The sequence below is a fragment of the Aeromonas sp. Y318-1 genome (genome assembly GCF_027706125.1).
Taxonomy (GTDB): Bacteria; Pseudomonadota; Gammaproteobacteria; order Enterobacterales; family Aeromonadaceae; genus Aeromonas; species Aeromonas hydrophila.
Genome location: NZ_JAPDCM010000023.1, coordinates 23085 through 46095, shown reverse-complemented (window position 1 = coordinate 46095; position 23011 = coordinate 23085). Strand labels below are relative to the sequence as shown.

Genomic DNA, 23011 nt, shown 5'->3' with positions numbered 1-23011 from the left:
CAGAAGTGAAACGCGGTAGCGCCGATGGTAGTGTGGCATTCGCCATGCGAGAGTAGGACACTGCCAGGCACCCAACATTGAAAGCCCGCTCATCTGAGCGGGCTTTTTTATTATCTAAAATCAGCGACTTATGGCCATAAATCGCTGATTTCTCTGCTTTATGCCTGCCCTTGACTGGCGCAGGGCAGCTCCATGTTGACCACCCCATCTTCCAGCTGGATATCGATCTTGAAGCCAAGCCGTTTTGCCAGGTTGATCATGCCGCGGTTGCTGGGCATGGTCATGCCCGACAGCTGGCCAATGCCGCGCTCTCTGGCATAGCGCACTATCTTCTCCATCATCAGCTTGCCAAGCCCCAGCCCTTTCAGGTCGGAGCGCACCAGGATGGCAAACTCTGCATCAGACAGGTCCGGGTTGGAAATGGCGCGTACTACCCCCAGGATCTGCTGGTCAAACGGACCATCCTGCCCCACGGCGACAAAGGCCATCTCCCGGTCGTAATCGATCTGGGTCATGCGGGCCAGCTCTTCATGTCCCAGCTCCCCCACGTCGGCGAAGAAGCGCTTGTACCTGTCTTCATCCGATACCTTGAGTACAAACTGCTTGTGAGCCGGTTCATCCTCCGGCCGGATCGGGCGGAGCAGCACATGGCTCTGATCCTTGAGCCAGGCCCCCTCTTCCAGTTCGGTGGGATAGGGGCGGATAGCCAGTCTGCAGCGGCCTTCTTCAGCAGGTTGCAGCGTCAGGCTGGCATCCAGTACCACCATTTCGGCACCGCAGGCCTGCAGTGGGTGCAGATCCAGCCGCTGGATCTCGGGGAAGGCGAGCAGCAACTCCGACAATTGGCACAACACCTGGCCGAGGGCATCGATATCGAGTCGCTCCGGACTGGCCTGCTCGCGGATCTTGCGGCTCTTGAGCGCCCCGATGATTTGGTAGCGTGCCAGCGCCTGGTTCAGCGGCGGCAGGGCCGCCATCATCTCCTGCGGCTCGGCTCCTGACTCGCCGAGCAGGATGACAGGGCCGAATACGGGGTCTTGTTGCAGCCGGATCCGCAGTTCCAGCCCCCCACTGCGGCGCGCCATGCGCTGCACCAGCAGGCCTTCGATACGGGCGCCGGGATCGTGCTGCCTGACCCGATCCAGAATGGCGTCCGCAGCCTGGGCGACTTCGGCCGAGGTCCGCAGGTTGAGCATGACGCCGTGTACCGCCGACTTGTGGAGGATGTCCGGTGAACGCAGCTTGACTGCCACTGGATAGCCGATCTGCTCCGCGGTCAGGGTGGCCTCAATGGCATCGGAGACGATCCAGGTCGGCAGGGTGGAGAGCCCCGCAGCCTGCAGAATGGGGTGTGCCAGATGGGTGTCGAGGGTGAGTTGTTTGCGTTCCAGCGCTTGTCTGATCAACTGCTGGCACAGCTCGAGGTTGAGCCTGTCACCCTGCAGGGAGGCGGGGGTCTCCATCAGCTGCTTCTGGTTGCGCCGGTATTCCACCATGTGCATGAAGGCGGCGACCGCGCTCTCCGGAGTGCGGTAGGTGGGGAAGCCTGCCTCGCTGAACAGACGACGCCCCTCCTGGGCCGAATATTCCCCCGCCCAGTTGGTCAGGATATTGAAGCGTCTGGCTCTGGGGTGCTGCTTGACGTAGTCGATCAGGCTGCGCGCTAGGGCGGCGCCACGGGCGGTGAGTGACGGGGCATGGATGAGCAGGATAGCGTCAGCCTCATCCCCTTGCAGCAGGTCGTCGAGAGCCTGCTGATAGTCATTGATGTCGGCATCGCTGCCGATGTCGCGGGGCGGCATCGCCAGCTTGCCGCCCCGCTCCAGCAATTTGTCGATCGCCATGTTGGCCAAGCCACGGCCATTGGAGATGATGGCGAGCCGCTCTCCCTTGAGGGTCAGGGAGTGACTCAGAGTCTCGACGGCGGCAAACAGTTCGTGGGTATCCCGCACCCGCAGCATGCCGGCACGACGAATGGCGGCGTCATAGACGTTGTCGAGCCCGTTGTCCGGCTCATGGCGGCCACTCTTGAGCACCAGGATGGGTTTGTTGCGGGCGGCGGCGCGGGCGGCCGAGAGAAAATGGCGGGCGTCCTGCAGCTTGTCCATGTAGAGCAGGATGGCGCGAGTCACGCTGTCGCGGGAGAGCTGATCCAGCAGCTGGCCGAAGTTGATGTCGCAGTGATCGCCAAGGGAGATGAAGGCCGAGAAGCCGAGTTCATGCTGCTTGGCCCAATCCAGGATGGTGGTGCTGACGGCGGCCGACTGGGAGAGAAACGCCACCTGACCGGGTTTGGCGGCAATCGGCGAGAAGCTGGCATTGATGCCCTGACCCGGCAACAACATTCCCATGCTGTTGGGGCCGAGCAGGCGGATGCCGTATTGCCGGCTGAGCTGCTGCAGCTGCTCCCGCTCCGGCGCAGTGAAGTCTGCCGCCAGTATGATGGCAGCGCCCGTTCCCCGTTTGCCAAGCGCTTCGATGAGGGCCAACACCCGTTCCCGCCGGGTACAGACGATGGCGAGATCCGGGGCCAGCGGCAGGCTGTTGATATCGGCATAGGCCAGCACACCGGCAATGGCCTTGCTGTGTGGGCTGACTGGCAGGATGGGGCCCTTGAACTGGCCGGCGAGCAGGTGTCTTATCACCACGTGACCCGCCTTCTGCGGGTCGGTCGAGGCACCGATGACGGCGATTGACTGGGGTTTGAAGAGCCGATCCAGGCCGCTTGGTTTCATGGGCACTCCCGTGGGTGGCGGATGGTGCCAGTGTAATACGCTTTCAGCGCCGGTTCTGTGACCGGTTGCGGATCACTGCCTGGTCAGGGCACTGGCTCGCAGGTAAAACTTCAGCTCACCCTGGATCTGGCGTACCGCTGCCAGGTGGCGCTCCTGCAGATAGATATCCTGCTCTTGATCGAGCTGTGTTTGTGGTACGCCCAGGCTCTGCAGGTACTCATCGAACAGCAGCGAGCTGTTGATTTCGATCAGATGGGGCATCATGGCGCAGCTCCTTGTTCTATTCAGGCTGAACATCCAGTCTAGTCGGTGAATTGATCCTCAGACTGACCATTGTCAGATTTGACACGAAGTGGCTCACACATCTGTGGCGTCCTGCATCAAGGGGGCCAGGCCTGAGGTTATAGTGAATGGACGGCGGGGGAGGTGCGCGATGAGCAGGATCTGGTTGTGTTGCATCATGTTGTTTGCCGGCAGTGTGCTGGCGGCAGAGGTGCCCATCAGGGCCTGGAACCTGCTGCTGGACCATCCCAATCCTGCGGTGGCCGGTCTGCTGCGACTCTCGCTCGATCTGACCGTGCCGGAATACGGTCCCTATCGGCTGATTGCCAGCCCGCCGATGGAGCAGGGACGGGCGGTCAAGGAGTTGCAAAGCGGCGAGCTGGTGCAGATCGGGGTGTTTGCCCCCGACGAGGAGCGCGAACGTACCCTGCTGGCCATCCATGTTCCGCTGGCAAAAGGGCTGCTGGGCTGGCGGGTGTGCCTCATCCGGCAGGGGGATGAGGGGCGGTTCGCCAACATACGATCGCTGGCCGACTGGCAGCAGGCCGGGCTTCGCATCGGCCAACACAGATCCTGGCCTGATACCCGTCTGCTCAAGGAGAACGGCCTCAACGTGGTGGTGGGCAGCCTCTACGATGCCCTGTTCAACATGCTGCGCAAGCAGCGCTTTGACTGCTTCCTGCGTTCGGTCATCGAGATCGAGGAGGAGCTCAAGCAACACCCTGAGCTGGCCATCGAGCCGCACCTGGTGTTTCGCTATCCGCTGGCGCTGCTGTTCTTCGTCTCGCCCAAGTACCCGGAACTGGCCAAGCGCATCGAGCTCGGCCTGCAGCGAGCCCGTCAGTCCGGTGACTATGAGCGGGTATTTGAGGCGGGCTTTGGCAGCACCATTCGGCGGCTGCAGCTCGATCGGCGGGTGATGCTGGAGCTGAGCAATCCGGATCTGCCGGCCAGCAGCCGCGCCATGATGCAGGATCCCTCGCTCATCTATGCTCCGGCGCTGCCCACCGTGTCAGCGCAGTGAACCCTGGCCCCGGGCGGTATCCCAGAAGGCCCGGATCAGCGGCTCTTCCAGCCGCTTCTTGAGCACGGCGATGCCGACATCGAACGGCTTGAGCGCCGGCTTGGGTTCTACGATGCGCACCTTTTCCCCCATGGGACTGTGGTCGATCACCGCCGCCGGCACCAGCCCCACTCCGAAGCCGAGCGCCACCATGGCGACAATCCCCTCGTTGCCCGCCACCTCCGCATAGATGTTGGGAGCGATCCCCTTGTTGCGCAGCCATTGATCGCAGCGTTTGCGGGCCAGCCCCTGCTCCGAAAGGATCAGCGGCAGCCGCTCCCAGTCTGGCTCCCCCTGGGAGAACCACTGGCTCTGCTGCGGTGCGGTACGGGGGGCGATGAACACCAGCGGCACCTGCTGCAGGCTGGCAAATTCCAGCTTGGCGGAGAGGGCATCCGGCCGCGCGGCGATGGCCAGATCGGCCTCGTCGGCCAGGATCTTGTCCACCGCCAGCGCCGGGTCGCCGGTCTCCAGCTTGATCTCCAGCTGGGGATAGCGGCGGCGAAAGCGCTCAAGCACCTCGGGCAGCAGGAAGTAGCTGGCGGTGACCGAGCAGAACACCCGCAGCCGCCCCTGCAGCGGCTCATCGCTGCGTTTGAGCTCCTGCTTGAGCTGGCGCCACTCCTGCAGCAGGGCGCCGCCGAATTCACGCAGCTTCTCGCCCGCCGGGGTGAGTCGCACCGAGCGGTTGTCCCGCTCGAACAGCACGCAGCCGGTCTCCTGCTCCAGCCGCTGGATGGCGCGGCTCAGCGTGGAAGGGCTGACCGCCATGGCATCGGCGCTCTTGCCGAAGTGGAGGGAGTCGGCAAGGTGGAGAAACAGCTCGAGATTGCGAAGGTCCATCTTTTCAACTCCTGGTGCGGCATCGCTGCCCGAGACCCATGTTCTGGGCGGCTTCAATCTACCGTTTGGAGGTAGGTCTTGCCTGCGATGATGAAGGGCTAACGTTTCAATTATTGCAACGTACTGTTTCGAATATATCAGTTCAGGCAATAAGTGTCCCGCGCTATAGTGGTTTGGACAACGCCGCCATCCGGCATGGAATCAATCGAACGGAGCAATCACCATGGCTAACTATTTCAACACCTTGAACCTGCGTCAGCAGTTGGCCCAGCTGGGCAAGTGTCGTTTCATGCAGCGCGAAGAGTTCGCGGACGGCTGCAACGTGCTGAAGGGCAAGAAGGTGGTGATTGTGGGCTGTGGTGCCCAGGGTCTGAACCAGGGCCTGAACATGCGCGACTCCGGGCTGGATATCTCCTACGCCCTGCGCAAGGCCGCCATCACCGAGAAGCGCGCCTCCTGGCAGAAGGCCACCGACAACGGCTTCGCGGTGGGCACCTATGAAGAGCTGATCCCGACCGCCGATCTGGTGCTGAACCTGACTCCGGACAAGCAGCACTCCGACGTCGTCAAAACCGTGATGCCACTGATGAAGCAGGGCGCTGCGCTGGGCTACTCCCACGGCTTCAACGTGGTGGAAGAGGGTCAGCAGATCCGCTCCGACATCACGGTCGTGATGGTGGCGCCGAAGTGCCCGGGCACCGAGGTGCGCGAAGAGTACAAGCGCGGTTTCGGCGTGCCGACCCTGATCGCCGTTCACCCGGAGAACGATCCCAAGGGCGAAGGCATGGCCATCGCCAAGGCGTGGGCCTCTGCTACCGGCGGCGACCGTGCTGGGGTGCTGGAGTCCTCCTTCGTGGCGGAAGTGAAATCCGACCTGATGGGCGAGCAGACCATCCTCTGCGGCATGCTGCAGGCCGGTTCCCTGCTCTGCTACGACAAGCTGGTTGCCGAAGGGACTGACAAGGCCTATGCCGGCAAGCTGATCCAGTTCGGCTGGGAGACCATCACCGAAGCCCTGAAGCAGGGTGGCATCAGCCTGATGATGGACCGTCTGTCCAACCCGGCCAAGCTGCGCGCCTTCGAGCTCTCCGAGCAGCTCAAGACCCTGATGCGCCCGCTGTTCGAGAAGCACATGGACGACATCATCGCCGGTGAGTTCTCCCGCGGCATGATGGCCGACTGGGCCGAAGACGACGCCAAGCTGTTCGGCTGGCGCGAAGAGACCGGCAAGTCCGCCTTCGAAAACGCGCCGGCGTTTGCAGGCAAGATTGCCGAGCAGGAGTACTTCGACAATGGCGTGGTGATGGTGGCCATGGTCAAGGCGGGTGTCGAACTGGCGTTCGAAACCATGGTGGCCTCCGGCATCTATGAAGAGTCTGCCTACTACGAATCCCTGCACGAGCTGCCGCTGATCGCCAACACAGTTGCCCGCAAGCGTCTGTACGAGATGAACGTGGTCATCTCCGACACCGCCGAGTACGGCAACTACCTGTTCGCCAACGCCGCCGTGCCCTTGCTGCGCGAGCACTTCATGCCGACCCTGAAAGCGGGCGACCTGGGTGCCAGCAAGGCGGATGAGCAGAGCGTCGATAACCTGGCGCTGCTGGCGGCCAACGAAGCGACCCGCAACCACCCCATCGAAGCGATCGGTCAGGTACTGCGCGGTTACATGAAAGACATGAAGCGCATCGCCGTCGGCGGTTAAGCCGGCATCGGGCAGGATGATGAAGGGGCGGGGATGACGATCCTCGTCGCCGGTCGGGCTGGACACCCGACCGGCCAGCCAGAAAACCCGGCCACAAAAAAGCCCCGCTCATCGAGCGGGGCTTTTGCATTCAGAAAGGCCGGCTAAATCAGGCTTTCCACGCTTTCCAGGTGTTGATCAGACCGTTGGTGGAGCAGTCGTGGCTGGTGACAGCCGCATCGGTGTTGAGCTCCGGCAGGATCTTGTTGGCCAGCTGTTTGCCCAGCTCCACGCCCCACTGGTCGAAGCTGAAGATGTTCCAGATTGCGCCCTGTACGAAGATCTTGTGCTCGTACATGGCAATCAAAGAGCCAAGCGTTTTCGGGGTCAGGCTCTTGAACAGGATGGAGTTGGTCGGGCGGTTGCCTTCGAACACCTTGAACGGCACCAGATCCTTGACCTGCTCCAGGGTTTTGCCAGCCGCCAGGAACTCGGCTTCGACCTGTTCCTTGCTCTTGCCGAAGGCCAGCGCCTCAGTCTGGGCGAAGAAGTTGGCCAGCAGTTTCGGGTGGTGGTCGCCGATCGGGTTGTGGCTGATGGCCGGTGCCAGGAAGTCACAGGGGATCAGCTTGGTGCCCTGGTGGATCAGCTGGTAGAAGGCGTGCTGGCCGTTGGTGCCCGGTTCACCCCAGATGATGGGGCCGGTCTGGTAGTCAACCGGCTTGCCGTTGCGATCCACGTACTTGCCGTTGGATTCCATGTTGCCTTGCTGGAAGTAGGCAGGGAAGCGGTGCATGTACTGGTCGTACGGCAGGATGGCTTCGGACTCGGCACCGTAGAAGTTGTTGTACCACAGGCCGATCAGCGCCAGCAGCACCGGCACGTTCTGCTCATAGGAGGCAGTGGCGAAGTGCATGTCCATCTCGAAGGCGCCTTGCAGCAGGGCTTCGAAGTTTTCGAAACCGACGGACAGGGCGATGGGCATGCCGATGGCAGACCAGGAGGAGTAGCGACCGCCAACCCAGTCCCAGAACTCGAACATGTTGTTGGTGTCGATGCCGAACTCGGCCACGGCCTTGCCGTTGGTGGAGAGCGCAGCGAAGTGCTTGGCAACGTGGGCCTTGTCACCAGCGATCTTGATGAACCAGTCGCGGGCGGTCAGGGCGTTGGTCATGGTCTCCTGAGTGGTGAAGGTCTTGGAGGCCACCAGGAACAGGGTGGTTTCCGGATCGATCTTCTTCAGGGTTTCGGCGATGTGGGTGCCATCGACGTTGGAGACGAAGTGCATCTGCAGGTGGTTTTTATAGGGGCGCAGCGCTTCGGTGATCATCACCGGGCCGAGATCGGAGCCACCGATACCGATGTTGACCACATGCTGGATCGCCTTGCCGGTGTAGCCTTTCCACTCGCCGGAGATGATCTTCTCGCAGAAGCCTTTCATCTTGGCCAGCACGGCGTTCACTTCCGGCATCACATCCTTGCCGTCGCTCTCGATGGGGCGGTCGGAGCGGTTGCGCAGGGCCACGTGCAGCACCGAGCGGCCTTCGGTCATGTTGATCTTGTCGCCGTTGAACATGGCGTCGATCGCGCTGCGAAGATCGGTCTCTTTGGCCAGATCAACCAGCAACTTGAGGGTTTCTTCGGTGATCAGGTTCTTCGAGTAATCGACCAGGATGTCGCCGCCGAAGGTGAGGGAGAATTTGTCGAAACGCTGGGGATCCTGGGCAAACAGATCCTTGAGCCGGGTCTCTTTGTTCGCTGCAAAGTGGGCTTCCAGTGCCTGCCAGGCCTGGGTCTGGGTTGGATTGATGTTTTTCATAGGATTATCAGTCTTCCAAGTTGTGTATGAACCTTGCAGGCAAGGCTCCCGCCAAACCTTATTATTCGAGCATTATACCGGGCCAGCTGCGCCGCCCGTGTAACAGAGCTTTACCAATTGTCTGCCATCGACCGAGTTTACAACCAAAACGCTGCGATTATGAGTCACTGATGGCGGCCGGATCTTGCGTTTGCGCATACTTGGTCGGGCTTGCCGCCGTTGAAAGGGCTTTCAGGGCGAGAGCCTGCTGCGAGTGGGGTGGCAGTTTGGCCTGGCAGCCAAAAGAGTATTCGACAGGCGCCTTTTTGCTCATTTCATGCGCAGGCGCAAGTTGTTGGCACTGGAGGCTGGCTAGCATATGAGCGAATGGACGAGATCTCCCAGGGATGGCCACTGTCTGGAATGAGGAGATCGCTATGAAAGCTGTGTTGTCCCTGTTTGCTCTGAGCCTGATCGCCACCGGCCTCATCGGCCTGCTGACCATGGTACTGACCAGTGCGGCGCCTACCTTGCCGTTACGGGTGCTGGCGGTGATCGGTGCCGTGCTGGGAGGCTATGTGCTGGTGCAACCGCTGCTCAACCGGGTGGCTCGTCGGCTGGTGTAAGTCGACGCCCCCGGCATGCTGAAACAAAGTCCGGCCCAGGGTGGCCGGATTTTTTATGCCCGTCAGGGGGCCGGAAACGACAATGCCAGCCCGGAGGCTGGCATTGTGTCATTCAGGAAAAGGCTCAGGCCTGCGGCTTTTGCATGTGCATGACCATCTGCGGGAAGGGGATCTCGATACCTTCGGCATCGAAGGTGAGCTTCACCTTCTCGTGGAAGTCGAACCAGACTCCCCAGTAGTCGCCGGTCTTGACCCAGGGGCGTACCACGATATTGACCGAGGAGTCGGCCAGCGCGGCGACGGCGATGGTGGCGGCCGGCTCCTTGAGGATGCGCGGCTCTTCGCTGACCAGCCGTTCCAGGATCTGCTTGGCCTTGCGCAGATCGGAGCCATAGCCGATGCCGAAGGTCATGTCGACCCGGCGGGTATCCATGCGCGAGTAGTTGACGATGGTGCCGTTGAGGATGGCGGAGTTGGGTACCACTACCATCTTGTTGTCACCTGAGGTGAGGGTGGTGGTGAACAACTGCACCGACTGCACTACACCGGCGGTGCCAGCTACTTCGATGAACTCTCCCGCCTTGATGGGGCGGAAGATGATGAGCAGGAAGCCGGCGGCGAAGTTGGAGAGCGAGCCTTGCAGCGCCAGACCGATGGCCAGACCGGCGGCACCGATGATGGCGACGAAGGAGGCGGTCTGCACCCCGACCCGGCCCAGCGCGGCGATCACCACGAACACCAGGATGGCGTACTTGAGGATGCTGCCGACGAAGTGGGTGACAGTGGTGTCCAGCTTGCGGGCCTGCATCACCTTGACCACGGCGCTGCTGATGAGGTTGGCGGCGATATAGCCGACCAGCAGGGTGATCAGGGCGGCCGCGATGTTGACGGCGTACTCGATCAGCAGGCCCTGGTTGTTGACCAGCCAGGTCTGCGCTTCGGTGATGATTTCGGGTTCCATAGGGTGTCCTGTCAGGCGATAAAAGGTTTATGACACATGAATCTAACACTGGAATGCGACAATCCGGGTCGCATCTGGTGCTCATCGTCTCTTTTGTGCCACAAAAAACAAGGGAGGCCAAGGCCTCCCTCTTTACTGCAACCCGTCTGGAGCGGCGTGGCCGCTACTGATTGCAAATTGGGCTGGTCAGCTCTGCAGCAGCTGGCTGCGGATAAACTGCCACTGATCTTCAAAGCCGGCGGTGGGCTTGATTTTGAACTCGGAGCGAACGAACTGGCTGATGCGTCCCTCGGTATAGGCCAGCAGCAGGTTGGCCAGCATGGTCTCGTCGAGCTGGAAGCCCTGGCCTTCGCGCAGCCGCTTCTCCCGCAGCACCTGCTTGATCTGGGTCTCCAGCTTGTCAAACAGGACACTGATGCGATCCCGCAGCCGGTCGTGCTCGCCCAGCAGGGCATCGCCATTGAGGATGCGGGTGATGCCGGGGTTGCGCTCGGCGAACACCAGCAGCAGCTGCAGTATGTGGTGGCAGCGGGCCATGGTGTCCTTCTCTTCGGCCATGATCAGGTTGACCCGTGACAGCAGGGAATCCTCGATAAAGTCGATCAGCCCCTCGAACATTCGCGCCTTGCTGGGAAAATGTCGATAGAGAGCGGCCTCGGATACCCCCACCTCGGCCGCCAGACGGGCCGTAGTGATGCGCTGGCCAGGGCTGGTCTCCAGCATGTGGGCGAGCGCCTGCAGGATCTGATCGCGCCGACTCTGTTTCTGATTACTGCTTGCCATGGATTCCCCTAAAAAAACAATGGCCTGATTCTGTTATTAGGCACCGCCGCGCGGGCTGGTGTGGTCTGTTATTGGCGACCAGAAGAACCAAAACCGCCTTCACCCCGTTCGCTCTGATTGAACTCATCGACCAGTTGGAAGCTGGCCTGAACTACCGGCATGATCACCAGCTGGGCGATGCGCTCGCCGGGCTGCATGGTGAAGCTGTCATTGCCACGGTTCCACACCGAGACCATCAGCTGGCCCTGGTAGTCGGAATCGATAAGGCCGACCAGGTTGCCCAGCACGATGCCGTGCTTATGGCCGAGACCGGAGCGGGGCAGGATGGTGGCGCACAGGCCCGGATCCTGAATGTGGATGGCCAGCCCGGTCGGCACTAGCGTGGTATCACCCGGGGCCAGGGTCAGCGGGGCATCCAGCAGGGCGCGCAGATCCATGCCGGCGGAACCCGGTGTGGCATAGGCGGGCAGCGGGTACTCGGTGCCGATGCGGGCATCCAGAATCTTCAGTTCAATTTGTGTTGTCATAAATCGTTTTTAATGGAGTGGAGGTGGTCGATTGACTGGCTCAGTGCCGGTAGTGGTCTGCAATCAGGGCGATGAGATGACGAGCCAGCGTCAGCTTATCGGCCAGCGGCAGGGGGGCTTGACCCCCTTGCCAGAACACGGTCAGGGCGTTGTCATCGGCGTTGAAGCCCTGGCCCGCACGAGATACGTCGTTGGCGGCGATCATGTCCAGCCGCTTACGCTGCAGTTTGTCGAGGGCGTATTGTTCCACATCCACGGTTTCTGCGGCAAATCCGACGGTGAAGGGCTTGTCTGACAAAGCTCCCACGGCGGCGATGATGTCGGGGTTTTTGACCAGGGTCAGCTGCATCTGGTCGTTGTCACCGGTCTTCTTGATCTTCTGGTTGGCTACCTGCGCGGGGCGGTAGTCGGCGACGGCGGCGCAGCCGATGAAGAGGTCGCACTGGCCAACCCGGCTCATCACCGCCTGATGCATCTGCTTGGCACTCTCCACATCGACACGGGTGACGCCCGCCGGGGTGGCCAGTGCCACCGGGCCGCTCACCAGCGTCACCTCGGCGCCCGCTTCACGGGCGGCGCGGGCGATGGCGTAGCCCATCTTGCCAGAGCTGTGGTTGCTGATGTAGCGCACCGGATCCAGCGCTTCACGGGTCGGCCCTGCGGTGAGCAGCAGCCTGACCCCGGCCAGCAGCGGCTCGGCGGCGAGTTGCTGGCAGCAGCGCTCAACCAGTTCGAGGGGATCCAGCATCCGGCCCGGGCCCACGTCACCGCACGCCTGGCTGCCGGAGTCCGGCCCCCACAGCAGGATGCCGCGGCTGGCCAGAGTCTTGAGGTTGGCCTGGGTAGCGGCGTTGAGGTACATCTGCTGGTTCATGGCGGGCGCCAGCGCCACCGGTGCCGGGGTGGCCAGGCAGAGGGTGGTGAGCAGCTCGTCGGCCATGCCGGCGGCCATGCGAGCCATCAGGTTGGCGCTGGCCGGGGCGATCAGCACCAGATCGGCCCACTTGGCCAGCTCGATGTGACCCATGCCTGCCTCGGCGGCGGGATCCAGCAGACTGTCGGCCACCGGGTGGCCGGAGACGGCCTGCAGGGTGAGCGGGGTGATGAACTCCTTGGCGGAACGGGTCATCACCACCCGTACCTCGGCCCCCTGATCTTTCAGGCGGCGTACCAGTTCGGCACTCTTGTAGGCGGCGATCCCGCCACTGACACCCAACAGGATGCGTTTATCGGCCAATCTCATCTGCTGCTTCTCTTCCGGCTCACTCTGACTGGTCGGCTAAGATACCACAGGCAGCGGACGACGACAGAGGCTGACATGGGGGACTTGTGGTCGGGCTCCCGCGATTTTTTGCTATGTTTTCTCTCAATAGGCATGAGGGAGAGACAAATGAGCATCAAGGAGTGGCCGGAAGATGAACGCCCGCGCGAGAAGCTGCTGCGTCAGGGGCCCGGCGGCTTGTCCGACGCCGAGCTGCTGGCGATCTTCCTGCGCACCGGGGTCAGCGGCCTGAGTGCGGTCGATCTCTCCCGCCATCTGTTGCAGCAATTTGGTTCGTTGCGGGCGCTGCTTGGCGCCGAACAGCAGGCCTTTTGTGCGGCGCACGGCCTTGGGCCGGCCAAATATGCCCAGCTGCAGGCCGTGCTGGAGATGGGCAAGCGCCATCTGGCCGAACAGTTGCAAAGAGGCGATCCGCTCACTTCACCCCAACTAACCCGTGACTATCTGCAGGCCCAGCTACGGGATCGACCCCGCGAGGTGTTTGCCCTGCTGCTGCTCGACAACCAGCACCGAGTGATTCAATTCGTTGAACTTTTTTACGGCACCCTCGACTCGGCGAGCGTCTGGCCCAGAGAAATCGTGCAGATCGCACTCAAACATAATGCAGCCGCCGTGATTCTGGCGCATAATCACCCGTCCGGCGTCGCCGAGCCCAGTCGGGCCGACCGCCAGATCACGGATCGGATCACGGCCGCCTTGGCCCTGATCGATATCAGAGTGCTGGATCACTTGGTGATCGGTGACGGCATCACGGTTTCTTTCGCCGAGCGCGGTTGGTTATGACTGTGCTCTGGCGCCGTATTAGTTGATCTTTGATCACGGATGCTGTATAAAATGCCGCCTTCTGTTTGCCCCGCAATCGAAGGCCAGCGGGGCAGATATTTGCTCGAGCAATGAAGTAAGATTTGGAGAGACTGACATGTCTAGAGTATGCCAAGTAACCGGCAAGCGCCCGGCAGTTGGTAACAACCGTTCGCACGCTAACAACGCTACCAAGCGTCGTTTCCTGCCGAACCTGCACACTCACCGTTTTTGGGTTGAGAGTGAAAAACGCTTCGTAAGCCTGCGCGTATCCGCAAAAGGCATGCGTATCATCGACAAGCGTGGCGTTGAAGTGGTTCTGGCTGAACTGCGCGCCAGCGGTGTTAAGGTATAAGGAATTAGATCATGGCTAAAGGTATTCGCGAGAAAATTCGCCTGAACTCCAGCGCCGGTACTGGTCACTTCTATACCACTACCAAGAACAAGCGCACCATGCCCGAAAAAATGGAGATCAAAAAGTTTGATCCCGTTGTTCGTCAGCATGTGATCTACAAGGAAGGCAAAATCAAGTAATTACTTGATGCTGCATTCCCAAAAACCCGGCCTAGTGCCGGGTTTTTTTATGGCCGAAATTCAGTACACTGCCGGTTCTAAGGGAGGCTTGTCATGTTCAAACTGAGCCGCAAAGGCTGGAACAACGTGATCATCGTGGTGGTGCTGATTGTGATCACCCTGTTGCACCGGCTGGAGCTGGCCCAGCAGGAGAACAGCGCCAAGCGGGCGCGTCCGCTGCTGCCTGACAGCGCCGTGGTGCTCACCTGGCAGGGGCCGAGCTGGCAGATCGAACGGATCGGGCAGGGCTGGCGCAGCGGGCCGGATCTGGGGCTCAGCAGTGCCCAGCTGGCGGCACACATCGAGGCCTGGCAGGGCTGGTTGCTGCCGCCCGGCGAATCCGTGCGCGGTACCCCGGTTACCCTCAAGATCTGGGTCGCCGGCCAGAGCGATCCCATCGAGGTGGGCCTCTATCAGGACAGCGGCAAGTTTGCCGCCCTGCTGCCGCCCTCGACCTGGCTCAGCCTGAGCCAGGAGCAGTACCGCAGCCTGCTGCGTCCCGCTCCCTAACCCCTTTTCAGCGTCAGCACGAGGATCCCATGCCTGAATTACCGGAAGTCGAAGTCAGCCGCCAGGGTATCTCGCCCTGGCTTACCGGCATCAAGGTCACCCGAGTGGTGGTACGGGACGGCCGTCTGCGCTGGCCGGTGCCGGGGGAAATCCAGGAGCTGGTGGATCTCACCATCCACCGGGTCAGCCGCCGCGCCAAGTACCTGCTGCTGGAGACCGACTTCGGCACCGCCATCCTCCATCTGGGCATGTCGGGCAGCCTGCGGGTGCTGGACATCGGCACCCCGGCCGAGAAGCACGATCACGTGGATATCGAGCTGGCCAACGGCAAGCTGCTGCGGCTCAACGATCCGCGCCGCTTCGGCGCCCTGCTGTGGACCCGCGAGCCGGCCGAGGCGCACGCGCTGCTGGCCAAGCTGGGGCCGGAGCCGCTCACCGACGCGTTCAACGCCGATTACCTGCGTGAGCGTGCCAAGGGGCGCAGCACCGCCATCAAGACCTTCCTGATGGACAATCAGGTGGTGGTCGGGGTGGGCAACATCTACGCCAACGAGGCGCTCTACGCCGCCGGCATTCATCCCAAGCGGGCGGCGGGCAACATCAGCGCAGAGCGGTTGGGCACCCTGGTGGCCGAGATCAAGCGTGTGCTGGCCGAAGCCATCCGGCAGGGGGGCACCACCCTCAAGGATTTCACCAGCGCAGACGGCAAGCCGGGATATTTCGTGCAGCAGCTGCAGGTCTACGGACGGGGCGGCCAGCCCTGTTTTCACTGCCACACCCTGCTCAGTGAAATCCGGCTGGGACAGCGTACCACCGTGTTCTGCTCCCACTGCCAGCGCTGAATCGCGGTTTTTTTGGCCTGACATGGCCAAGTTGTAAGAGAGTATTTCCAGTCTGTTGAAGATTTGCTCGCCTGTCACTACTATCTCGACCGTTCAGGCGGTTTGAGACAATAAAATGACAGCTAAATCAATAGACTGGGACCATTTGTCCCGGCAGGGGCACTATTGTGCCCAAAAAATGGCGCGCTTCCTCTATCCCGATGACAGCGCCCGCAAAACCTTCAATCGCGCCAAGTTCGTGCTGCGCAGCCTGCTCTATCGGCAGCAGCTGAGCCGGGTGTTCGAGCTGTTTCAGGCCGAACCGCTCAAGGCCCTGCCTGCCCACTATCCCGAGCTGCTCGACAAGCCGATGCGGCCCTATCGCTTTGCCGGCTCCACCGCGACCGAGCGGGCCGAGATGCTGGAAAATCACTACCGGCTGATGCTGGCCCGCTACCCGGATCTGATCGACCCGCTCTATCTGGGGGATGGCATCGAGCTCGGCCGTTATCCCGAGAGTGGCTGCCGCATCGTGCTGCGCCACGACGGTACCTTTCGCCGCGAGGCGGAGCTCGCCCTCTCCATCGTCGACCCGCAGGGCAAGAGGCTCTACAGCTGCGCCTTCTCGCTGGCCGGCACCCCCAACCGGCTGGCAGTGGTAATCGGTTCGGTACAGGGGCCGGAGCCCTGCATCGAGCAGGCGCAGGACAAGGTGCGTGCGCTGACCAAGGAGGGCCACGGTCTGCGGCCCAAGTCGCTGGTGGTGATGCTGGTGATGCAACTGGCCGAGGCGATGCAGGCCGAGCACATCTCGGCGGTACGGATGAAGGCCCACATCTATCAGGCCCGCCGTTACAGCAAGAAGAAGAAAGCCTGCCTGCAGGCGGACTATGACGAGCTGTGGCAGGAGTTTGGCGCCATCGATCTGGACAGCAACTTCGTGCGGTTGCAGCCCGCTCAGCGCAAGCCACTGGAGGAGATCGCCTCCAAGAAGCGGGCCATGTACCGGCGCCGTTACGAGTGGCTCGATCAGCTGACCCTGGCGAGTCAGCAACTGCTGGGCCCGCGCCTGGCGGGCTGAGCCGCACAGGCCCCCAGCAGCAAACAGGCTACCCTCGGGTAGCCTGTTTCGTTGTTACTTGGTCTGTTTGGCCTTGATGGCGGCGGCCACGGCGGGGTCAACGAACTGGCGGATGTCGCCGCCGTGCAGGGCAACCTCCTTCACCAGGGTGGAGGAGATGAAAGAGTTCTCCTCGGCCGGGGTGAGGAACACGCTCTCCAGCTCCGGCATCAGGCGGCGGTTCATGTTGGCCAGCTGGAATTCGTACTCGAAGTCGGAAACGGCGCGCAGACCGCGGATCAGCACGTTGGCCTGCTGCTCCCTGGCGAAATCCACCAGCAGGCCGGAGAAGCCGACCACCTTGACGTTGGGCAGGTGGGCGGTCACCTGGCGAGCCAGCTGCACCCGCTCGTCCAGATCGAACAGCGGCCGCTTGCTCGGGCTGTTGGCCACCCCGACCACCACTTCATCAAACAGTTTGGCGGCCCGGTCGATGAGGTCGGTGTGGCCGTTGGTGACGGGATCGAAGGTGCCGGGATAGATTACCTTGTTGGTCATGCTGCTGATTCCTGCAACCGGGAAATTTGGTCGCATTATAGGGTCTGTTGGGGGATTGGCGCGACCGCCTTGGGGCGAGTTTTGGCGCCCCGATGCCGGCTTTGCCGATCCAAATCGGGGTCACCGGGTCTCTTCGCTTGAGAATAGCGATACATCAGGCAAGAATACCCGCACCGCGCATCAAGCCTCCTTGCATTGGTGACAGGGAGCAAAGGGATTTTTTATGAAACGTATTCTGGTAGTCCGCAATGACAAGATTGGTGACTTCATGCTGGCCTGGCCGAGCTTTGCCATGCTCAAGCGCTCCATGGAGTGTCATGTGACTGCCCTGGTTCCTGCCTACACGGCGCCGTTGGCCCGCCTCTGCCCCTGGATTGACGAGATCATCCTGGATCCGGGCTCACGGGCTGACAAGGAACAGCAACGCGCCTTGCAGGCGCGCATCAAGGCTGCCGCCTTCGATGCCTCCATCTGCCTCTTTTCCAACTCCCGCAACGCTATGCTGGTGTGGAAGGCGCACATTCCCTACCGGTTGGCGCCGGCCACCAAGCTGGCTCAGGTGCTCTACAACCAGCGCCTGATCCAGCGCCGCTCCCGTTCCCAGAAGCCGGAGTACGAATACAACCTGGATCTGGTGCGCCGTTTCCTCGCCGACCAGCAGGTGAGCGCGGTGGAGCCGCAGGGCCCCTACCTCAGCTTTGATACCGAGAGCCTGCAACAGGTGCGCGAGCAGGTCGCCGCCCGCCTGCGGCTTGATGCCGGTCGCCCCTGGCTGATGGTGCATGCCGGCAGCGGCGGCTCGGCCAACAACCTCTCCATCGAGCAGTACGCCCGCCTCATCATCAAGCTCAACCAGGCCTGTCCCGAGTTGCAGTGCATCCTGACCGCGGGGCCGGGGGAGGAGAAGATCGCCGAACAGCTGGCGGCCGAGCTGCTGGCCCACGGCGGCAACGGCTGGATCTACCGCTCCGACGAGGGGCTGCCCAAGTTCTGCCAGGTGATGGCCAACGCCGCCCTGTTCGTGGCGGGCAGTACCGGGCCGCTGCACATCGCCGCGGCGCTGGATGTGCCCACCATCGGCTTCTTCCCGGCGCACCGCTCGGCGACGCCGCTGCGCTGGCGTCCGCTCAACAGCGAGGGGCGCCACCTGGCGTTCAGCCCGCCGGAAGACAGCGATCACCCGGAAGACATGAGCCAGCTCGATCCCAAGACCATGGCGGCGGCGATCGCCCGCTGGGCACCGCCGTTCTGGCGCACTGAACACTGATGCCAGATGGTGTAAATGCAGACAGGGCCCTTGAAGGGCCCTGTCTCGTATGAGGGGGAGTGCTGGCGGCTTACTCGTCCGCCTGATCCGGTGCCTGCGGCTGCTGGCGGATCCAAAGGTCGGCGTACTTCACAAAGGTGGAGTGGGCCGACAGGATGGCCAGCAAGAGCCCCTGCTTGCCGTCGAGGAAGCCAGCCTTGAGCAGGTACATCTTGAGGAAGCAGCCCACTGCATGCACCAGCCCCTGGCCGAGGGAGCCCTTCTTGCCGCGGGCGGTGCGCTGATCGGCCCAGGCGCGGGCATAGCCGGCGGATTTGACCAGGTAGTGCTCCAGATCCCGATAGGTGAAGTGGAGCAGGTCGCCGTGCAGGTTGACGATCTTCATGTTGGCGCGCACCTCCACCTTCTCGTGCACCAGCACCTCGTTGTAGCTGGTGAGCGCCTTGGGATAGAGGCGCAGCACCCGGTCCGGATACCAGCCGCTGTGGCGGATGAAGCGGCCGAACACCCAGGAGAGGCGCGGGATCGAGTAGATGGTGTCGCTGGCCGGGTTGGCCATGACGGCGGTGATGGCGGCTTTCAGCTCGGGGGTGAGCCGCTCGTCTGCATCCAGCCACAGCACCCAGTCGGATTGCACGTGGGATTGGGCGAGGCGGCGCTGGCGGCCGAAGCCCGGCCACACCGGGTTGACGAAGAAGCGGGCGCCGAATTCGGCGGCGATGGCCGGGGTCTCGTCCTGGCTGCCGGAGTCCATGATGACGATCTCGTCGACCAGTCCGTCGAGGGAGGCGAGGCAGGGGCGCAGGTTTTCGGCTTCATTCTTGACGATAAGGACAGCCGCCAGAGTCGGTTTGTTCACGGATTAAAGGCTCTTGTTGGCGCCCGGCTGGCGGGCCATGCTCAAATTGGCGCCCATTCTAGCCTAAAACGGCAGGCGGAGCATGGTTCCGGCTGTCGGGCTGCGTCAGTTTCAAATGGGTTTCTTTTTGGCATGAGAGCGGGTGGTGCGGGGATCTTCTGTTATTTCTCGGGCCATTCTTGGGGCATAATCTCGGCCAGCAACGATTAACCGCAGGGCTTGGCCCAAGAGACGCGCGAGATGAAGATATTGGTGATCGGCCCCTCCTGGGTCGGCGACATGGTGATGTCCCAGAGCCTCTACAAGGCGATCAAGGCCAATCACCCCGACAGCGAGCTGCACGTGATGGCGCCCGCCTGGTGTGGTGCCCTGCTGGAGCGGATGCCGGAGGTGGACAAAGCCATCCCGATGCCGCTTGGTCACGGCGACTTCAAGCTGGGGGCCCGCCGCCGGCTCGGCAAGCAGCTGGCGGCCGAGAAGTACGATCAGGCCATCATCCAGCCCAACTCCATGAAGTCGGCGCTGATCCCCTGGTTTGCCCGCATCCCGGTGCGCACCGGCTGGAAGGGTGAGCACCGCTTCGGTCTGCTCAACGACATGCGCAGCAACAAGTCCGCCTTTCCGCTGATGGTGGAGGCCTACCTGGCGCTGGCCTATCCCAAGGCGCAGATGAAGAGCCGGGCCGACATCCCGACCATTCCCCAGCCGGCCCTCAACGTCGATCTCATCAACCAGGAGAAGGCGCTGGAGCGGCTTGGGCTGGATCGCGCCCGCCCGGTGCTGGTGCTCTGCCCGGGGGCCGAGTTCGGCCCGGCCAAGCGCTGGCCGGAGGGCCACTACGCCGTGGTGGCGCAAAAGCACCTGGACGAGGGCTGGCAGGTGTGGATCTTCGGTTCTGCCAAGGACGCGGCGGTGGCCAACACCATCCGCGACCGGATCAACCCGCTGTCGCGCCCCAACTGCCACGTGCTGGCGGGCAAGACCAATCTGTACGAGGCGATCGACCTGATGGCGCTGGCCGGGCGGGTGATCGCCAACGACTCCGGCCTGATGCACGTCGCCGCCGCCCTCAACCGGCCGCTGATCGGGGTCTATGGTTCCACCTCGCCGCTCTATACCCCGCCGCTGGCGGACCGGGTCGAGATCGTCCACACCGACATCGAGTGCCGCCCCTGCTTCAAGCGCACCTGCAAGTTCGGCCACCTCAAGTGCCTGATCGAGCTGATGCCGGAGCAGGTCATCGAGGCTGGCCGCCGGCTGGAGTGCAGCGAGACGCCGGCCCCACCGCTGGCGCTGCCGCCCGGCGAACCGCCCCGTTTTGTCGCCGAGCCGGGCAAGCGCGGGGAGCCGCACTAGCATGGGCTATCGGCTGCTCTACAACCTGCTGATCCATCTGGGGTTGCCGCTGGCATTGCTGGCGCTCTACAAGCCGAAGAAGGGCAAGCCCGGCTTTGGCAAGCGCTGGGCCGAGCACCTGGGGCGGACGCCCGCCACCGGGCAGGAGGCGCCGCTCTGGATCCATGCGGTGAGCGTGGGGGAGACGCTGGCCATCAGCCCCTTCATCCGTGCCCTCAAGGCCGAGCGGCCCGATCTGCCGATCCTGCTCACCACCACCACCCGTACCGGCGCCGAGCAAGCCGCTAAGCTGGGGGATCTGGTGGAGCATCGCTACGCGCCGCTCGACTACCCCTGGGCGGTGGCGGCGTTTCTCAATGCCGTCAAACCGCGCGCGCTCTGGGTGATGGAAACCGAGTTGTGGCCGAACTGGCTGGCCGCCTGCGAGGCGCGCCACCTGCCGGTGACCATCATCAATGCCCGCCTCTCGGAGCGATCCTGCCGGCGTTACGCCCGCTTTCAGGGCGCCTTCGATGCCCTCAGCCGGCCGCTGACCCACCTGCTCTGCCAGCACCAGGACGACGCGGATCGCTTTCATCGGCTGGGAGTGGGACGCGAGCGGCTGGCGGTGACCGGCTCCATCAAGTTCGACATCCAGCTCGATGAGCAGGTGCATGCCAAAGGTCGTGCCCTACGCCAGTTGTTGGGGGCGGAGCGGCCGGTCTGGATTGCCGCCAGCACCCATCAGGGGGAGGACGAGCAGGTGCTGGCCGCCTTCGATCGGGTGCTCGCGGCGCAGCCGTCGGCCCTGCTGATCCTGGTACCGCGTCACCCCGAGCGGTTTGAGCGGGTGGCGGCGTTGTGTGCCCCCTACGGCTGCGCACGGCGTACGGCGGGCGGTGCGGTCGGCGAGCGCGACAAGATCTACCTGGGCGATACCATGGGCGAGCTGCCGCTGATGCTGGCGGCGGCCGACGTGGCCTTCGTCGGCGGCAGCCTGGTCAAGGTGGGCGGCCATAACCTGCTGGAACCGGCTGCGCTGGGCAAACCTTGCCTGAGCGGCCCCGCCTACTTCAACTTCAGCGACATCACCCGCCAGCTGGTGGCTCAGGGTGGCGCCGCCGTGGTGGCCGATGCCGCCGAGCTGGGGGAACAGGTGAGCGCGCTGCTGGCCGACGAGAGCCGGCGCTGGGAGATGGGCGAGCAGGCCCGCGCCGTGGTGCTGCGCAACCAGGGGGCGCTGGCGCGCACCTTGTCTCACTGCCTCGCCAGCCTGGAGAACGACTGAAGCCGGGCAGGCGGACATAAAAAACGGAGCGCATGGCGCTCCGTTTTTGTTTGTCGTGCGGGCTGAGGATTAGCGCACGATCAGGCCAAGCAGGATCCCTACCACACCGAAGTCGGCATCGCTAAAGGTGGTGTTGGCAAAGCCGAGATCCCCCAACACCGGCAGCAGGAACACCGGCAGGAAGGTGATCAGCAGGCCGTTGGCGAAGGCTCCCAGCAGGGCGCCGCGACGGCCGCCGGTGGCGTTGCCGAACACCCCGGCTGCCGCGCCGACGAAGAAGTGCGGCACCACGCCCGGAATGATGACGGTGAGCCCCAGCAGGTAGAGCAGCACCATGCCTACCAGACCGGCGGCGAAGCTCGACAGGAAGCCGATCAGCACCGCATTGGGGGCGTAGGGGAAGACGATGGGGCAGTCCAGCGCCGGCTTGGCGTTGGGCACCAGCTTGTCGGAGATCCCCTTGAAGGCCGGCACGATTTCGGCGATGACCATCCGTACCCCCTGCAGGATCACGTAGACACCGGCGGCGAAGGTGATGGACTGCATCAGGGAGAACATGAACCAGTGCTTGCCCTTGGCGACGCTGGCGACGAACTCGGGCCCGGCGAAGGCGGAGGTGATGAGGAAGATGATGCCCATGGTGAAGGAGATGGCCACCGGGGTATCGCGCAGGAACAGCAGGCTCTTGGGCACCTGCACCTCTTCGCTGCTGTGGGCCTTGTTGCCGAACTTGGCGCCGATCCAGCCGGCCAGCACGTAGGAGCAGGTGGAGAAGTGGCCGAGTGCCACGTCATCGGAGCCGGTGATCTGCTTCATGTAGGGGTGGGCGAGGGCCGGGAACAGCACCATGGTCACGCCGACCACCAGGCTGCCCACCGCGATGAGCGGGATGCCGCTCATACCGCCGGCGGAGAGGATGGCCGCCACCATCATCGACATGAACAGGGTGTGGTGACCGGTCAGGAAGATGAATTTCCACGGGGTGAGCCGGGCGATCAGGATGTTCACCAGCATGGCGAAGAACATGATCATCGCCATCTCCTTGCCGAACGACTGTTGGGCGATGGAGACGATGGCCTCGTTGTTGGGCACCACCCCCTTGATGCCGAAGGCGTGCTGGAAGATGGTGGCGAAGTCGCCGAGCGAGTTCACCACCAGGGTGGCGCCGGCTCCCAAGATGACGAAGCCCATGATGGTCTTGACCGTGCCCTTGATGCACTCGGTCACCGGTTTCTTCTGGGCGATCAGGCCGATGAGGGCGATCAGGCCGACCAGCACGGCCGGCTCCGACAGCACGTCAAACATCAGAAAATTGAAAAATTCCATGGTCAGCTCCAAGCAGATGGAAGCGGCGG

General features: G+C 62.8%; 23 protein-coding genes. 12 read left to right on the top strand and 11 right to left on the bottom strand.

Translation table 11 applies throughout. From position 1 onward, the window contains the following. Positions 1-158: 158 nt before the first annotated feature. Positions 159-2735, bottom strand: a complete 2577-nt coding sequence (locus OKB87_RS22620; protein ID WP_270828574.1) for a bifunctional acetate--CoA ligase family protein/GNAT family N-acetyltransferase — start codon at positions 2733-2735, stop codon at positions 159-161. A gap of 72 nt (positions 2736-2807) precedes the next feature. Then, positions 2808-2999, bottom strand: coding sequence for a hypothetical protein (locus OKB87_RS22615; protein WP_011704172.1), 192 nt, complete (start codon positions 2997-2999; stop codon positions 2808-2810). Between the two features lie 169 nt (positions 3000-3168). On the opposite strand from OKB87_RS22615, the gene OKB87_RS22610 reads away from it, so the two are divergent. Then, positions 3169-4041 carry a substrate-binding periplasmic protein gene (locus tag OKB87_RS22610; RefSeq protein WP_242796751.1) on the top strand — a complete coding sequence of 291 codons (873 nt, stop codon included), beginning with the start codon at positions 3169-3171 and terminating at the stop codon, positions 4039-4041. On the opposite strand, the gene ilvY is transcribed toward OKB87_RS22610, so the two are convergent. Beyond that, complete coding sequence (gene ilvY / locus OKB87_RS22605) at positions 4030-4923, bottom strand: HTH-type transcriptional activator IlvY (protein WP_017411123.1); 894 nt, start codon at positions 4921-4923, stop codon at positions 4030-4032. The two genes, OKB87_RS22610 and ilvY, sit on opposite strands and share 12 nt — an antisense overlap. A 223-nt stretch (positions 4924-5146) precedes the next feature. On the opposite strand from ilvY, the gene ilvC reads away from it, so the two are divergent. After that, positions 5147-6628: a ketol-acid reductoisomerase gene (gene ilvC, locus OKB87_RS22600; RefSeq protein ID WP_029305272.1), complete on the top strand. Its 1482-nt coding sequence runs from the start codon at positions 5147-5149 to the stop codon at positions 6626-6628. Positions 6629-6776: 148 nt separating this feature from the next. Here ilvC and pgi read toward each other — a convergent pair whose 3' ends face one another. Beyond that, positions 6777-8426 carry a glucose-6-phosphate isomerase gene (gene pgi, locus OKB87_RS22595; RefSeq protein ID WP_017411125.1) on the bottom strand — a complete coding sequence of 550 codons (1650 nt, stop codon included), beginning with the start codon at positions 8424-8426 and terminating at the stop codon, positions 6777-6779. 416 nt (positions 8427-8842) lie between these two features. On the opposite strand from pgi, the gene OKB87_RS22590 reads away from it, so the two are divergent. After that, positions 8843-9031, top strand: coding sequence for a holin (locus OKB87_RS22590; protein ID WP_005323764.1), 189 nt, complete (start codon positions 8843-8845; stop codon positions 9029-9031). Positions 9032-9155: 124 nt separating this feature from the next. On the opposite strand, the gene OKB87_RS22585 is transcribed toward OKB87_RS22590, so the two are convergent. The 4 genes from OKB87_RS22585 to coaBC all read right to left on the bottom strand — a co-directional run bounded on the left by OKB87_RS22585 (position 9156) and on the right by coaBC (position 12545). Beyond that, positions 9156-9992, bottom strand: coding sequence for a mechanosensitive ion channel domain-containing protein (locus OKB87_RS22585; protein WP_270828573.1), 837 nt, complete (start codon positions 9990-9992; stop codon positions 9156-9158). Positions 9993-10178: 186 nt separating this feature from the next. Then, positions 10179-10775, bottom strand: a complete 597-nt coding sequence (slmA, locus tag OKB87_RS22580; protein ID WP_011704178.1) for a nucleoid occlusion factor SlmA — start codon at positions 10773-10775, stop codon at positions 10179-10181. Between the two features lie 68 nt (positions 10776-10843). Further along, positions 10844-11302, bottom strand: a complete 459-nt coding sequence (gene dut / locus OKB87_RS22575; protein WP_016349004.1) for a dUTP diphosphatase — start codon at positions 11300-11302, stop codon at positions 10844-10846. 40 nt (positions 11303-11342) lie between these two features. Continuing rightward, on the bottom strand, positions 11343-12545 hold the full coding sequence (gene coaBC, locus OKB87_RS22570) for a bifunctional phosphopantothenoylcysteine decarboxylase/phosphopantothenate--cysteine ligase CoaBC (protein WP_227290359.1): 1203 nt from the start codon (positions 12543-12545) through the stop codon (positions 11343-11345). A gap of 147 nt (positions 12546-12692) precedes the next feature. On the opposite strand from coaBC, the gene radC reads away from it, so the two are divergent. The 6 genes from radC to OKB87_RS22540 all read left to right on the top strand — a co-directional run bounded on the left by radC (position 12693) and on the right by OKB87_RS22540 (position 16370). Beyond that, positions 12693-13367 (top strand): RadC family protein, encoded by a 675-nt coding sequence (gene radC, locus OKB87_RS22565; protein ID WP_073348597.1) that lies wholly within the window; start codon positions 12693-12695, stop codon positions 13365-13367. 136 nt (positions 13368-13503) lie between these two features. Beyond that, on the top strand, positions 13504-13740 hold the full coding sequence (gene rpmB, locus OKB87_RS22560) for a 50S ribosomal protein L28 (protein WP_005307492.1): 237 nt from the start codon (positions 13504-13506) through the stop codon (positions 13738-13740). Positions 13741-13751: 11 nt separating this feature from the next. After that, positions 13752-13919: a 50S ribosomal protein L33 gene (gene rpmG / locus OKB87_RS22555; RefSeq protein ID WP_005307500.1), complete on the top strand. Its 168-nt coding sequence runs from the start codon at positions 13752-13754 to the stop codon at positions 13917-13919. A gap of 93 nt (positions 13920-14012) precedes the next feature. Next, on the top strand, positions 14013-14468 hold the full coding sequence (locus tag OKB87_RS22550; protein ID WP_044798843.1) for a hypothetical protein: 456 nt from the start codon (positions 14013-14015) through the stop codon (positions 14466-14468). A gap of 29 nt (positions 14469-14497) precedes the next feature. Beyond that, entirely contained in the window at positions 14498-15310 is an 813-nt protein-coding gene (gene mutM, locus OKB87_RS22545; protein ID WP_011704183.1) for a bifunctional DNA-formamidopyrimidine glycosylase/DNA-(apurinic or apyrimidinic site) lyase, read from the top strand. Between the two features lie 178 nt (positions 15311-15488). Next, on the top strand, positions 15489-16370 hold the full coding sequence (locus tag OKB87_RS22540) for a VirK/YbjX family protein (protein WP_017411133.1): 882 nt from the start codon (positions 15489-15491) through the stop codon (positions 16368-16370). A 54-nt stretch (positions 16371-16424) separates the two neighbouring features. Here the strand turns inward: OKB87_RS22540 and coaD are convergent, their stop codons facing one another. Continuing rightward, positions 16425-16907, bottom strand: coding sequence for a pantetheine-phosphate adenylyltransferase (coaD, locus tag OKB87_RS22535; protein ID WP_270828572.1), 483 nt, complete (start codon positions 16905-16907; stop codon positions 16425-16427). A gap of 223 nt (positions 16908-17130) precedes the next feature. Between coaD and OKB87_RS22530 the strand changes: the two genes are divergently transcribed. Continuing rightward, positions 17131-18174 (top strand): glycosyltransferase family 9 protein, encoded by a 1044-nt coding sequence (locus OKB87_RS22530; RefSeq protein WP_041216384.1) that lies wholly within the window; start codon positions 17131-17133, stop codon positions 18172-18174. A gap of 70 nt (positions 18175-18244) precedes the next feature. Here the strand turns inward: OKB87_RS22530 and OKB87_RS22525 are convergent, their stop codons facing one another. Next, positions 18245-19033 carry a glycosyltransferase family 2 protein gene (locus OKB87_RS22525; RefSeq protein WP_270828571.1) on the bottom strand — a complete coding sequence of 263 codons (789 nt, stop codon included), beginning with the start codon at positions 19031-19033 and terminating at the stop codon, positions 18245-18247. A gap of 240 nt (positions 19034-19273) precedes the next feature. Between OKB87_RS22525 and waaF the strand changes: the two genes are divergently transcribed. Next, on the top strand, positions 19274-20389 hold the full coding sequence (gene waaF, locus OKB87_RS22520) for a lipopolysaccharide heptosyltransferase II (protein WP_016349010.1): 1116 nt from the start codon (positions 19274-19276) through the stop codon (positions 20387-20389). A 1-nt stretch (position 20390) separates the two neighbouring features. Further along, positions 20391-21656, top strand: a complete 1266-nt coding sequence (waaA, locus tag OKB87_RS22515) for a lipid IV(A) 3-deoxy-D-manno-octulosonic acid transferase (RefSeq protein ID WP_270828570.1) — start codon at positions 20391-20393, stop codon at positions 21654-21656. 69 nt (positions 21657-21725) lie between these two features. Here waaA and OKB87_RS22510 read toward each other — a convergent pair whose 3' ends face one another. Continuing rightward, positions 21726-22982 carry a PTS ascorbate transporter subunit IIC gene (locus tag OKB87_RS22510; RefSeq protein ID WP_011704190.1) on the bottom strand — a complete coding sequence of 419 codons (1257 nt, stop codon included), beginning with the start codon at positions 22980-22982 and terminating at the stop codon, positions 21726-21728. Between the last annotated feature and the right edge of the window lie 29 nt (positions 22983-23011).